The 15,394-nt window shown below is 71.2% G+C and carries 1 protein-coding gene; it reads right to left on the bottom strand.

Annotated features, from left to right (window positions below; all coding sequences use genetic code 11):
- Positions 1 to 104: 104 nt before the first annotated feature.
- Positions 105 to 15,308, bottom strand: coding sequence for a type I polyketide synthase (locus ACFVXC_RS40370; protein ID WP_389916470.1), 15,204 nt, complete (start codon positions 15,306 to 15,308; stop codon positions 105 to 107).
- Between the last annotated feature and the right edge of the window lie 86 nt (positions 15,309 to 15,394).

The following is a 15,394-nucleotide window of genomic DNA, read 5'->3' as shown; positions in this document are numbered from 1 at the left end:
CCTAGAACAAGTCGAAAAGTGCGGGCACATCAAGAGATCGCCGCAGGCCGATCGCCACATACCAAGGGGGTACCGGCGCCACATACCGAGGAGGTACGGGCGCATCAGGAAAAGCCGAACTCTTTGCTGATGAAGTCGAACATCTCGTCGTCCGTCGCGGACTCCAGCTCACCCGCGACCTCCGCGGTCTCCTCCGCCTCCTGTGCGCGGGTGCACTGCGCCAGCAGCACCCGCAGCCGCTCGGTGACCGTGGAGAGCTCGGCAGCCGACGGGCCGATGTCCGCGAGCCCCTGCTCAAGGCCGTCGAGCTGCGCCAGGAGCGGCGCGGCCGCGTCGGCCGCGGCGCCGCCGCCCGGGAGCAGTTCGGCCCTCAGGTACGCGGCGAGGGCCAGCGGTGTCGGATGGTCGAAGACCAGGGTGGTCGGCAGCGGCAGGCCGCTGGCCGCGCCGAGGCGGTTGCGCAGCTCGACCGCCGTCAGCGAGTCGAATCCCAACTCCCGGAACGCGCGGCCGGGTTCGACCTGCTCGGGGCCGGGGTAGCCGAGGACGCCGGCCGCCTCGTCGCGGACCAGGTCCTCCAGGAGCTTGTCCTGCTCCGGCCCGGAGAGCGTGGCGAGCCTCCCCGCCAGGTCGGGGCCGGCGGCCACCGACTCTCCCGCGTCCTTGCCGACAGCGGCGGCCAGTGCCCGCGCCTCGGGGAGGTCGACGAAGAGCCGGTTGGGCGCGAGCACGGCGATACCGGGCAGGTACTGCGCCCAGTCGATGTCGGCGATCACGGTGGCCGACGGGCCGTGCGTGCGCGCCTGCGTGAGGGCCTGCCGCAGGGCGGCGACGGCGCGTTCCGGCGCCATCGGCGGCATCGCACCCGTGCGCGCCGCCTCTGTCGCCGCTCCGTCGGGCGCCGCCATGCCGCCGCCGTCCCAGGCGCCCCAGGCGACCGAGACCGCAGCCAGACCGCGTGCCCGCCGTGCTTCCACGAGCCCGTCGAGCGCGGCGTTGGCCGCCGCGTAACTGCCCTGCCCCGCACCGCCGGAGAGCCCGGCGAACGACGAGAACAGCACGAACGCCGACAGGCCGAGTTCCTCGGTGAGCTCGTCCAGGAGCCGTGCCGACCGCACCTTGGCGCGGAACACGGTCGCGAGCCGCTCGGCCGACATGCCGTCGAGCACTCCGTCGTCGAGGACTCCGGCGGTGTGGAACACGCCGGTCAGCGGCATGTCGTCGGGGACATCGCCGATGACGCGGGCGAGTGCCTCCGGGTCGGCCGCGTCGCACGCGGTCACGGTGACCTTCGCCCCCATCTCCTCCAATTCGGTGCGGAGTTCCGCGGCACCGGGCGCCTCAAGGCCACGACGGCTCGTCAGGACGAGGTGTTCGGCGCCTTCGCGCGCCAGCCACCGCGCGACATGGCCCCCGATCGCACCCGTACCACCGGTGATCAGGACGGTCCCGTACGGAGACCACGGCTCGGCCGATCCGCTACCCAGCGGAGCGCGCACGAGACGCCGCCCGAGGACGCCGGAGCGGCGCACCGCGAGCTGATCCTCGCCGCCCGCGCCTGCCAGCACGCGGACAAGCCCTTCGAGGGCCTCCTCGTCCACCGCCTCCGGCAGGTCCACCAGACCTCCCCACAGCTGCGGATACTCCACGGCGACCACGCGGCCGAGCCCCCAGAGCTGCGCCTGCTCAGGCCGGTGCGCCGGGTCGGAGCCGCCCACGGAAAGGGCGGACCGGGTGGCGACCCAGAGCGGAGCGGCGACACCGGCGGCGTGCAGAGCCTGCACCAGCGTCACCGTGCCGGACAGGCCACGGCTCACCGCACCCTCAGCGACGGGGTGCGACTCCTCGTCGAGCCCCAACAGGGAGAGGACGCCCGCCAGTTCACGACCCGCGCTCTCCTCCCGCAACCGCTCGGCGAACTCCGCGCGACCGGCCTCGCCCGTCGCGGCGGCATCGAGGATCAGCACCCGCACGTCGGCGCCACGCCCGCGCAGAACCCGGTCGACGGCAGTCCGCCACTCCTCGTCCACGCCCTGATCGGGGAGCACAAGCAGCCAGGTCCCTTCGAGCCCGGCGGTGGGCGCGCCGCCCACGTCCAACGGCTTCCAGGTCACGCGGTAACGCCAGCTGTCCAGCGTCGAGGCCTCCCGCCGCTGCCGCCGCCACGACGACAGGACGGGGAGCACGGCGCCCAGCTCGGCGACGGCTCCTGCTCCGTCGGCGTCAAGCTCCGAGGAGAGGCTCTCCAGGTCCTCACGCTCGACGGCCTCCCAGAAACGCTGCTCGACCTCGTCGCCGACGAGTGCGCGGGACACGGCCGGGGCCGACTCCAGCCAGTAGCGCCGACGCTGGAAAGCGTAGGTGGGCAGGTCGACGCGGCGCCGGGTGGTGACGGGCTCGTAGAGAGGAGTCCAGTCGACGTCGGCGCCTCGGACGTGGGCCTGGGCGAGGGCGGTCAGGAACGTGTCGGGTTCGGGGCGATCGCGACGCAAGGCCGCGATCAGGCCCGACTGGGCGGCCGGTTCGGTGAGGGTGTTGTGCGCCATCGCGGTCAGGACGGCGTCCGGGCCCAGTTCGAGGAGGGTCGACACTCCGTACGTGGTCAACGAGTTGAGGCCCTCGTGGAAGCGAACGGCTTCGCGGACGTGGCGGACCCAGTACTCCGGGTCCTGGAGCTGGGATACCGCGGCCAGCTCGCCCGTCAGGTTCGAGACGACCGGCAGCTTCGGAGTGTTGAACGTCAGGCTCTGCGCGACCTTACGGAAGTCATCCAGGACCGGGTCCATCAACGGGGAGTGGAAGGCGTGCGAGACCTTCAGCCACCGCACCTTCCGCTCCTGGCCCTTCAGCGTCTCAGCCAGGCTCTCCAGCACCTCACGCTCACCGGAAAGCACCAGCTGCGAGGGGCCGTTCACCGCCGCCAGACCGACCTGCGCCTCCAGACCCTCCAGGAGCGGCAGTACGTCCGCCTCCGTAGCCTGCACGGCCAGCATCGCGCCACCCTCGGGCAACGCCTGCATCAACCGGCCCCGAGCAGCCACCAGCCGGGCCGCGTCTTCGAGAGACCAGAGCCCAGCCACGTACGCCGCAGCCAGCTCACCCACCGAATGCCCACCGAGTATCTCCGGCCGCACACCAAACGACTCAGCCAGACGGTAAAGAGCCACCTCAACCGCGAACAACGCAGGCTGCGCATACCCCGTCCCGGACAGCAGCTCAGCATCATCGCCGAACATCACATCCTTCAACGGCCGCTCAAGCACCGCGTCCAGATGCGCACACACCTCATCCAACGCATCCGCGAACACCGGGAAGACGTCATACAACTCACGGCCCATACCGATCCGCTGACTGCCCTGACCCGTGAACACGACACCCAGGCGACCCTCGACCACCGAACCCGAGACCTCACTGCCTCCCAGGAGCACAGCCCGATGCTCAAGCTCCGCCCGCCCGGTCACCAGCGACCACCCCACATCAAGGGGGTTCAACTCGCCGCTGTCGGACACGAATGCACGCAGCCGCTCGATCTGCTCGCGCAGCGCGTCGGCGCTCTTCGCCGACACCACCCACGGCACCTCGGTCAGCGACGGGGCGCTGGGGCTGATGCTGGGGCTGAGACGGGGGCTGGGGCTGGGGCTGGGGCTGGGACTGGGACTCGCCTGGTCATCCTGGGCGGCTTCGACCGGCGCCTGCTCCACGATCACGTGTGCATTGGTCCCGCTCACACCGAACGACGACACTCCCGCACGGCGCGGAGCGGTGACGTCGCCCTCCCGCCCGGGCCAGGACCGTGTCTCGGTCAGCAGTTCGACGGCTCCCGCCGACCAGTCCACGTGGGAGCTCGGGCGGTCCACGTGCAGGGTCTGCGGCAGCACTCCCTCACGTATCGCCATGACCATCTTGATGACACCGGCGACGCCGGAGGCGGCCTGCGTATGACCGATGTTGGACTTCACCGAGCCGAGGAGCAGCGGCCGGTCGGCGGGGCGGTCCTGGCCGTACGTGGCGAGTAGCGCCTGCGCCTCGATCGGGTCGCCCAGGGTCGTGCCGGTGCCGTGCGCCTCAACAGCGTCGACGTCGGCGGCCGTCAGGCGGGCGTTGGCGAGCGCCGCGCGGATGACGCGCTGCTGGGAGGGGCCGTTGGGGGCGGTGAGGCCGTTGCTCGCACCGTCCTGGTTCACCGCCGAGCCTCGCATGACCGCGAGGACCTGGTGGCCGTTGCGCTCGGCGACGGACAACCGCTCGAGCAGGAGCAGTCCGACGCCCTCTCCCCAGCCCGTACCGTCCGCCGCCTCGGCGAACGGCTTGCAGCGGCCGTCGGCGGCCAGGCCCTGCTGCCTGCTGAACTCGTCGAAGGCGGTGGGCGTCGACATCACTGTGACGCCGCCCGCGAGGGCCATGTCGCACTCACCCTGACGCAGCGCCTGCGCCGCCAGGTGCAGGGCGACCAGCGAGGACGAGCACGCCGTGTCGACCGTCACCGCCGGGCCTTCGAGACCGAACGCGTAGGACAGCCGGCCGGAGACCACGGCTCCGGCGTTGCCGGTGAGCAGGTAGCCCTCGACACCCTCCGGCGGCTCTTGGACGCCGTCGCCGTAACCCTGATGGCCCGCGCCGATGAAGACACCGGCCTGCGTGCCCTTCATGGAGGTGGGAGCGATGCCCGCGCGCTCGAACAGTTCCCAGGAGGTTTCCAGGAGCAGTCGCTGCTGCGGGTCGATCGACAGGGCCTCGCGGGGCGAGATCCCGAAGAAGGCGGCGTCGAAGTCAGCGGCGTCGTAGAGGAATCCGCCCTCCGCCTTGTAGTCGGCCGCACCGGAACTCTCCCAGCCCCGGTCGACGGGGAAGACGGAGATGGCGTCCGAGCCCTCGGACACCAGGCGCCACAGGTGCTCGGGGGCCCGTACGCCGCCGGGGTAGCGGCAGCTCATCGACACGATCGCGATCGGATCGTCGATGGGTGTGCCTGCCGACGCCGCGGCCGCCGCCGTGAGGGCGAGGGGCTGCGCGGTGGTTGTGTCGTGGCCCAGCGTCTCGTTCCGCAGGTGGGCGGCGAGTGTGCTGGCGGTGGGGTAGTCGAAGACGAGGGTCGTGGGCAGCTTCAGACCCGTCGCAGCGGCCAGCCGGTTGCGCACCTCCACCGCCGTCAGCGAGTCGAAGCCCAACTCGCGGAAAGCACGAGAGGGTTCAACAGCCTCCGCACCCGCATAGCCGAGCACGGCCGCCGCCTGCGTCCGCACCAGCTCCAGCACCAGACGCTCCTGCTCACCCGCCGCGAGACCGGCAAGACGCCCCGCCCACTCCGACACGGGCTGCCCCTGAGCACCGCCAGCTACTACCGCACCCTCCTGCGCGGCCACACCACGCCGCACCTCGGGCAGATCCCCGATGAACGGGCTCGGCCGCACGGAAGTGAAAGCGGGAGCGAACCGCTCCCAGTCCAGATCCGCGACCGCCACAAATGTCTCGTCCCGCGCCACCGCCTGCGCAAGCGCGGCAACCGCCAACTCCGGATCCATCGCCCTCACACCACGACGACGCAGATGCTCCTCGGCTCCGTCTCCGGCCATGCCCCCGCCGCCCCACAGACCCCACGCGACAGAAGTCGCCGTGAGCCCACGGACCCGGCGCTGCTCCGCGAGCGCGTCGAGGGAAGCGTTGGCGGCCGCGTACGCGCCCTGGTTTCCACTCCCCCACACGCCGGCGTTGGAGGAGAACAGCACGAACGCGTCCAGCGGTGTGTCACCGAGCAGCTCGTCCAAGTGCGCTGCACCCGCAGTCTTCGCACCGAACACGTCCACCAGGTCGACGACCGATGTCTCGGACAGCGGCTGCTCCTGCCCGACGCCTGCCGCGTGGAACACGGAGCGCAAGGTGTGCCCCTCACGGGCGAGCTGCTCCAAGAGCGCGGACACAGCATCCCGGTCGGCCACATCGCACGCGGCGACAGTGACCTCGGCCCCCAGAACCTCCAGCTCCGCCTTGAGTTCAGCGGCACCCGGAGCATCCAGACCACGACGACTCGTCAGTACGAGATGCTCGACACCCTCACGCACCAGCCAACGCGCCACATGACCACCGACCGCACCCGTACCACCAGTGATCAGCGCCGTACCACGCGCCGTCCAAGCCGCACCCTCCCCCGCACCAGCGTCGACAGACGCATGCGCGAAACGACGCACGAACACACCCGTACCACGCACCGCAAGCTGATCCTCACCCCCAACCCCCGTAAGAATCGCGGCGAACCGGGTGGCAGCCCGAGCGTCCAACGCCTCCGGCAGGTCGACGAGACCACCCCAGCGCTCAGAGTGCTCAAGCGCGACCACCCGGCCAAGACCCCAGAGCTGCGCCTGGACGGGATTTGCCGCCCGGTCGCTGCGGCCCGTCGAAACGGCACCACCGGAGAGCACCCACAGACGGGCCCCGACCTCCGCGTCACCAAGTGCCTGCACCAGCGCGACCGTGGCCGCGTACCCGGCGGGAACCGCCTCGTGCTCGCTGAGGGCGGACTCGTCGAAGCCGAGCAGCGACACCACACCCGCGAGCTCACCCTGCTCCCGCAGACGCTCGACCAGCTCGGCGCGCGTCACTTTGCCCGCGTCGACCGACAGCTCGACGAGATCTGCCCCAGCCTGAGCGAGAGCCTCACGCACACCGCCCGGGGTCTTCGTGGACCCCTCGGGCATGACCAGCAGCCAGCGTCCTGAAAGACCGGTGGCCGGAAGTCGGCCCGGCAGCGGCTTCCAGGCGACGCGGTAGCGCAGCGCGTCGACCGCCGAACGCTCACGGCGCTGGCGCCGCCAGGACGACAACACCGGTAGTACGGCGCCCAGTTCGGCGCTCGCCGCGTCGGTGTCCAGCTCGGCGGCGAGCTCCTCCAGGTCCTCACGCTCCACGGCTTCCCAGAAGCGCGCCTCTACCTCGTCCACCTGCCCGAGCGGCGCCACCTCCGACTCGTCCTCCACCAGCCAATAGTGGTCACGCTGGAAGGCGTACGTGGGCAGGTCTACGGTGGTGCGGGCGGCCACGTCGGGGAAGAGGGACTTCCAGTTCAGCTCGGCGCCGTGGACGTGCGCCTGGGCGAAGGAGGCCGCGAGGCGGTCGGCGCCGCCCTCGTCGCGACGCAGCGAGCCGAGAGTCACGGCGGCACCGTCACGGTCGGCGTCCTCGATGGTGGCCTGGACAGGGACGGTCAGGACCGGGTGCGGACTCATCTCCAGGAACAGGTTATGGCCGTCGGCGAGGAGGCCGCGCGTGGCTTGCTCGAAGAGGACCGTCTGGCGGAGGTTGCGATACCAATACCCCGCGTCCATGGGGGTGTTGGCGGCATCGAGCCAGTCACCGGTCAGGGTCGAGAAGACCGGGACCTGCGGCACCTGCGGGGTGACAGGCGCCAGGACATCGGCCAGGTGGGCCTCGATCGCCTCCACATGGGAGGAGTGCGAGGCGTAATCCACCGGGATCGTACGGGCACGAATATCGCGCTGCTCACAGTGCGCCACCAGCTCACGCAGAGCCTCAGGCTCACCCGACACCACCACCTGCGAGGGGCCATTGACCGCCGCGACGGAGATCCGGTCGTCCCACTTGGGCAGCAGCTCGCGCACCTGTTCGGCGGGCAGCGGCACAGACACCATGCCGCCCATGCCCGAGAGCTCCAGGATCGCCTGACTGCGCAGGGCGACCACACGGGCCGCGTCCTCCAGGGAGAGCGCGCCCGCCACACACGCGGCGGCGATCTCACCCTGACTGTGACCCACCACAGCAGCAGGTTCGACACCCGCCGCACGCCACACAGCAGCCAGCGACACCATCACCGCGAACAACACCGGCTGCACCACATCAACACGATCAAAGTGGTCGCCGTTCAACTCCTCGATCAGATCCCAGTCCACGAACTGCGACAGGGCCTCGCCGCACTCCCGCATCCGCCCGGCGAACACCGGGGAGGACTCCAGGAGTTCAACGGCCATCCCGGCCCACTGCGAACCCTGCCCCGGAAACACGAACACCGGACGGGCGCCGCCAGACGCACGGCCCACAACCACACCCGCAGCCGCCGTGTCCCCCTCGGCCAACCGCCCAAGCCCGGACAGCAGCTCATCGCGATCCCCACCGAGCACCACACCCCGATGCTCAAAGCGCGACCGCGTCACGGCGAGCGACCAGCCGACCTCGGATACACCCAACTCCGCGCTGGACATGAGCAGTTCACGAATCTGCGCGGCCTGAGCCGCCAGCGCGCCCGGCGTCTTGGCGGAGAGGGCGAGCGGCACCACACCGGGTGTCACAGGCGAAGGCTCACCGTCGTCGGCCGGTTGCGCGGGCGCCTTGGTCTCCGGGGCCTGCTCCACGATCACGTGTGCGTTGGTCCCGCTCATTCCGAACGACGACACACCCGCTCTGCGCGGAGATCCTCCTCGCCGCGGCCAGTCCCGCGTCTCCGTCAGGAGCTCGACGGCCCCCGCGTCCCAGTCCACTTCGGCGGACCGGTGCTCGGCGTGCAGGGTCTGCGGCAGCACACCCGCCCGCATCGCCATGACCATCTTGATCACACCGGCGACACCGGCGGCGGCCTGTGCGTGGCCGATGTTGGACTTCACCGATCCCAGCCACAGCGGATCCTGGCTCTCCGGCCGGTCCTTGCCGTACGTGGCGAGCAGTGCCTGTGCCTCGATGGGGTCGCCGAGGGGCGTGCCGGTGCCGTGCGCCTCAACAGCGTCCACGTCGGTGCCGGTGAGGCCAGCTTCGGTGAGGGCGGCGCGGATGACGCGCTGCTGGGAGGGGCCGTTGGGGGCGGTGAGGCCGTTGCTCGCACCATCCTGGTTGACGGCGGAACCGCGTACGACCGCGAGGACCGGGTGGCCGTTCGCGCGGGCGTCGGAGAGACGCTCCAGTACGAGCATCCCGACGCCCTCGCCGACGCCGAATCCGTCGGCGCCCTCGGCGAACGGCTTGCAGCGCCCATCGGCGGCGAGGCCGCGCTGACGGCTGAAGGCGACGAGCGTGTCGGGAGTGGCCATGACTGTGGCGCCGCCCGCGAGGGCCAGGTCGCACTCGCCCCGCCGCAGCGCGTGCGCGGCCAGATGCAGGGCGACGAGGGAGGACGAGCAGGCCGTGTCGACGGTCACCGCCGGGCCTTCGAGGCCGAAGGAGTACGAGAGGCGGCCCGAGATGACGCTCGTGGAATTGCCCGTCATGAGGTGGCCTTCGAGGCCCTCCGGGATCTCCCGGATGCTCTCTCCGTACCCCTGCGACGAAGCGCCCACGAAGACACCGCTCGCGCTGCCCCGCAGGCTCGCCGGGTCGATGCCCAGCCGCTCGAAGGCCTCCCAGGAGGTCTCAAGGAGGAGCCGCTGCTGCGGATCCATGGCGAGCGCCTCACGCGGCGAGATCCCGAAGAAGGCGGCGTCGAAGTCGCCCGCCTCGTGCAGGAAGCCGCCGCCGCGCGAGTACGTGGTGCCCTGGTGGTCCGGGTCGGGGTCGTACAGGGACCCGGTGTCCCAGCCGCGGCCCTCGGGCAGTCCGGAGGTGGCGTCGGCGCCGTCCCTGACCAGCTGCCACAGGGCTTCGGGACCATTGATGCCGCCCGGGAAACGGCAGCTCATCGCGACGACGGCGATCGGGTCGTCCTGGGTATCGGCCCGAGTGGCGGTGCGCTTCGAGGTCGCCGAGAGACCGGTACCCGTACCGGTGGCGCCCAGTTCGGACGTGAGGTGCCGGGCGAGGGCGAGCGGACTTGCGTAGTCGAAGACGAGGGTGGCGGGCAGACGGAGGCCGCTCGACTCGTTGAGCCGGTTGCGCAGTTCGACGGCGGTGAGCGAGTCGAAGCCGAGGTCACGGAAGGCTCGATCGGCCTCCACGTCGTCGCCGGACGTGTAGCCGAGCACGGCGGCGGCGAGACCCTGCACGTGGTCGAGCACGGTGCGCTCGCGCTCGTTCTCCGGCACGCCGTCGAGTCGGCGTACGAGGGCCGGGGCCTGGCCGTCCGCACGGGCGCCGGATCCCGCGGCGGTCCGCCGGGCGGCGAGGCCCTGGGGCAGTCCTCGGACGAGTTCACTCAGGAGCGGCTGGAGGTTCGGTCCGTGCGTGGCACGCAGCGCGGCCGGATCGAGCCGCACGGGCACGAGAGCGGCGGCGGAGTGGCCGAGCGCGGTGTCGAGGAGGGCGAGGCCCTGTTCGGTGGTGAGCGGCGCGATGCCCGAGCGGGTCATGCGGTCCAGGTCGGCGGCGCTGATCTGGCCGGCCATGCCACCGCGTTCGGCCCACAGGCCCCAGGCAAGAGACGTCGCCGGGAGCCCTTGGGCACGGCGGTGCTGCGCGAAGGCGTCGAGGAAGGTATTGCCGGCGGCGTAGTTGCCCTGTCCCGCGCCGCCGAGGACGCCTGCGACGGAGGAGAACAGGATGAACGCGGCCAGGTCGGGGCCCGCTTCCCGGGTCAGCTCGTGGAGGTGGACGGCGGCATCGACCTTGGGCCGCAGGACCCGGTCGAGCTGCTCCGTGGTGAGCGAGGAGATGATGCCGTCGTCGAAGACGCCCGCCGTGTGGAAGACCGCTGTGAGCGGGTGCGCGGCGGGTATCCGTGAGAGCGCCGCCGCGAGGGCGTCCCGGTCGGCGGCGTCGCACGCGACGACGTCGATCTCGACGCCCAGCTCTTGAAGATCGGCGACGAGTTCGCCGGCTCCGGAGGCTTCCTGACCACGGCGGCCGAGGAACAACAGGTGGCGGATGTCGTGCGCGGCGACGGCGTGGCGGGCGACGAGACCGCCGAGGCCCCCGGGGGCGCCGGTGACGAGGACGGTGCCGTTCGGGTCGAGCGCGGCAGAAGCGGTGGAATCGATGGGCTTAGTGGCTTCGGCGGAAGCGGTGGAAGCGGAAGAAGCGGCGGAAGCGGTGGACTCCGTGGCTTCGGAGAGGGCCCCGCCGAGGTCGCGGGTGAGGCGGGGGACGAGCACGGCACCGGCGCGGATCGCGAACTCCGGCTCCTCAAAGGCGTACGCGAGGGGAAGCGCACACAGCGACTCCGGGTCCTCGTCCACGTCGGCGAGGACGAACCGGCCGGGCTCCTCGGACTGCGCCGAGCGGAGCAGTCCGAGCACGGCCGCGTCCGCGAGCCCCGCCACCGGCTCATCGGAGGACACGGCCACGGCGCCACGGGTCAGGAAGAGCAGCCGGGAGGACACGAACCGCTCGTCCGCCAGCCAGTCCTGGGCGAGGGAGAGTGCGTGACCGGCGGAGGCGTGGACGGCGGCCACGGATGCGCCGGGCCCGGTGGGGTCCGTGTACTCAGTGAGCTTGGTGGGGTCGGTGGGGTCGGTGGACTCTACGAGCCCGGTGGGTGATGTCGCGACGACGACGGCGGGCAGCGGGGCGGCGCCCGAGTCCACGGCGTATGTCAGCTCCGCGAGGGTGGGATAGTGCGCGGCTTCCATGCCTCGCTCGCCGAGGAGGCGGCACAGCTCGCCGCCGTACGCGGGGTCCGCTCCGACGACGGCCCAGGCGAAGGCGACATCGGTCGCCGGACTCGTAATGGCAGACTTCTCGACCCAGTTGACCCGGTAGAGGTGCTCCGTGCGGGCGCGCTGGGCGGCGTCCGCACGGGCCTGCGCCGTGTCGACAGTGCGGGACACCAGGCCGCCGACCTCCGCCACCGGGGCGCCGGTCTCGTCGGCGAGCAGCACGGAGACGGCACCGCCCGCGCGCTGAGAGAGGTGGACGCGCAGGGTCGTCGCGCCGGTGGCGTGCAGGGTGACATCGCTCCAGGAGAAGGGCAGCGTGGGGCCGCCCTCGCTGTCCTCTCTGTCCGCGTCGCCCCGCTCGCCGCTGTGCCGCTGTCCCAGGTGTGCCGCCTGGAGTGCGGCGTCGAGGAGCACCGGGTGCAGCCCGAAGCGAGCCGCTTCCTCGCGCTGGGCCTCGGGGAGCCGCACCTCGGCGAACACATCGTCGCCGCGCCGCCATGCGGAGGCCAGCCCCTGGAACGCCGGGCCGTACCGGACGTCGGCGGCTGCGAACTCCTCGTACAGGGAGCCCAGTTCCGCACCGTCGACGGGCGCCGCGTCACGGGGCGGCCACTCCGCCAGATCGAAGGGAGCGGACTCGGTGTCCGCCACCGCGAGGGTCCCGGTGGCGTGTCGGGTCCACGGCTCAGCCGCGCCGGTCGCGTCGGGCCCGCTTTCCGTGCGGGAGTGGAACACCAGGGACCGCCGCCCCGACGCGTCGGCGGAGCCCACGGTCAGCTGCAGCTGCACGCCGCCCACCGTCGGCACGGCCAACGGGGACTCCATGGTGAGCTCTTCGACGAGGGAGCAGCCGACCTGATCACCCGCGCGTACCGCGAGCTCGACGAACGCGGTGGCGGGTAGCAGTACGACGCCCGCCACGGTGTGGTCCGCCAGCCATGGGTGCGTGCGCAGCGAGAGGCGCCCGGTGAGCAAATGTCCGTCCCCGTCCGCGAGCGTCACCGCGGCGCCGAGCAGCGGATGCCCGGCGTCGTCGAGTCCGGCCGCCGTGACGTCACCTGCGGCGCCCGACGACTGGAGCCAGTAGTGCTGGCGTTGGAAGGGGTAGGTGGGGAGGTCGACCGTGGTCCGGTCGGCGGCAGGGAAGAGTGCCTGCCAGTCGAGTTCGGCGCCATGGACGTGCGCCTCTGCGATCGACCGCGCCAGACGATGGGCGCCACCCTCGTCACGCCGCAGCGAGCCCAAGGTGACAGCCGGGGTTTCCGTCGCGTCGATGGTGGCCTGGACCGGGACGGTCAGGACCGGGTGCGGACTCATCTCCAGGAAGAGACCATGACCGTCAGCGAGGAGACCGCGCGTGGCCTGCTCGAACAGGACCGTCTGACGGAGGTTGCGATACCAATACCCCGCGTCCATCGGGGTGTTAGCAGCATCGAGCCAGTCACCGGTCAGGGTCGAGAAGACCGGAACCTGCGGCATCTGGGGCGCCACCGGGGCGAGCACCTCGGCCAGGTGAGCCTCGATCGCCTCCACATGGGAGGAGTGCGAGGCGTAATCCACCGGGATCGTACGGGCACGAATCTCGCGCTGCTCACAGTGCGCCACCAGCTCCCGCAGAGCCTCAGGCACACCCGACACCACCACCTGCGAAGGACCATTCACCGCCGCGACGGAGATGCGGCCGTCCCACTCGGGAAGCAGCTCGCGTACCTGTTCGGCGGGCAGCGGCACAGACACCATGCCGCCCCTGCCCGACAGCTCCAGGATCGCCTGGCTGCGCAGGGCGACCACGCGGGCCGCGTCCTCCAGGGAGAGCGCGCCCGCCACACAGGCGGCGGCGATCTCACCCTGACTGTGACCCACCACAGCAGCAGGCTCCACACCCGCCGCACGCCACACCGACGCCAGCGACACCATCACCGCAAACAACACCGGCTGCACCACATCGACACGATCGAAGCGGTCGCCGTTCAACTCCTCGAACAGATCCCAGTCCACGAACTCCGACAGCGCCTCGCCGCACTCCCGCATCCGCCCGGCGAACACCGGGGAGGACTCCAGGAGTTCAACGGCCATCCCGGCCCACTGCGAACCCTGCCCCGGGAACACAAACACGGCCTGTCCCGCATCCCCAACCACGCGCCCCGCGACGACACCGGAACCCGCAGCACCGTCCTGAGCCAGCAGCTCAAGCCCCGCGAGCAGCTCATCGCGATCCCCACCGAGCACCACACCCCGGTGCTCAAAGCGCGACCGCGCAACCGCCAGCGACCAACCAACCGAGCCGACCTTCAACTCAGCATCAGCAAGCAGCAGTTCACGCACCCGCGCGGCCTGCTCCCGCAACGCCTCCGGAGTACGACCCGACAACACCAACGGCACCACACCAGGAACCACCGAAGCAGGCACGGCGGACCCAGCCTCCGTCGACTCGTCGGCCTCCGGAGCCTGCTCCACGATCACATGCGCGTTCGTCCCGCTCATGCCGAACGACGACACACCGGCCCTACGCGGAGATTCGCCTCGCTCCGGCCAGGACCGCGCCTCCGTGAGCAGCTCAACAGCCCCGCTCGCCCAGTCCACTTCACCCGTCGGGGCGTCCACGTGCAGGGTCTGCGGAAGCACACCCGCCCGCATCGCCATGACCATCTTGATCACGCCCGCGACACCGGCGGCAGCCTGCGTATGACCGATGTTCGACTTCAACGACCCCAGCCATAGCGGGTCCTGGTCCTCGGGACGGTTCTTGCCGTACGTGGCGAGCAGCGCCTGCGCCTCGATCGGATCGCCGAGCGTGGTGCCGGTGCCGTGCGCCTCCACCGCGTCCACATCGCTCGTCGTAAGCCCCGCGCTATCCAGAGCGGCGCGGATCACACGCCGCTGCGAAGGCCCGTTGGGCGCGGTCAGACCGTTACTCGCACCGTCCTGGTTGACCGCGGAACCCCGTACGACCGCGAGGATCTTGTGGCCGTTGCGGCGGGCGTCGGAGAGGCGCTCCACGAGGAGCATGCCGACACCCTCGCCCCAGCCGGTGCCGTCGGCGCCCGCCGCGAAGGCCTTGCAGCGGCCGTCCGCCGCCAGTCCACGCTGACGGCTGAACTCCACGAAGGTGTCGGGCGACGACATCACAGTGACGCCGCCCGCGAGGGCCATCGTGCACTCGCCCTGGCGCAGCGCCTGCGCGGCCAGATGCAGCGCGACGAGGGAGGACGAGCAGGCCGTGTCCACCGTCACCGCCGGGCCCTGCAGGCCGAGGACATAGGAGAGGCGACCGGACATGACACTGGTGGTGTTGCCGGTGAGCAGGTGCCCCTCGACGCCTTCCGGCGCCTGGCGGACCCCTTCCCCGTACCCCTGGTAGCCGGAACCGACGAAGACTCCGGCGCGGGTGCCGCGCAGCGTCGCCACGTCGATGCCCGCGCGCTCGAAGGCCTCCCACGCGGTTTCCAGGAGGAGCCGCTGCTGCGGGTCCATGGCGAGCGCCTCACGCGGCGAGATGCCGAAGAAGGCGGCGTCGAACTCTCCAGCCGCGTCGAGGAAGCCGCCCTTACGCGTGTAGAAGGTGCCCTGCCGCTCCGGGTCGGGGTCGTAGAGGCCGTCGATGTCCCAGCCGCGGCCGTCAGGGCCGTCGGGCAGTTCGCCGATCGCGTCGGTCCCGTCGGCGACGATGCGCCACAGGTCCTCGGGGCTGCTCACGCCTCCGGGGTAGCGGCAGCTCATGCCGACGATCGCGATCGGCTCTTTCGAAGCCGCCGCGAGCTGCTGGTTCTGCCGTCGCAGCCGCTCGGTCTCCTTCAGAGACGCGCGCAGCGCTTCAACAACCGTGTCCGAGGGCCTCGTCATGTCCGGCTCCACATTCCGTTCCACATTGCGTGCTGCGGGTGCTGCCTCTGCTGCGCGTGCTGTGTGTGCTGCGCACGCGCTGTATG

Origin of the sequence: Streptomyces sp. NPDC058257, from assembly GCF_042881845.1 — a bacterium.
In the GTDB taxonomy this organism is placed as follows: domain Bacteria; phylum Actinomycetota; class Actinomycetes; order Streptomycetales; family Streptomycetaceae; genus Streptomyces.
Note: the sequence above shows the minus strand (reverse complement) of the source record. Positions and strands in the feature narration are given on the sequence as shown.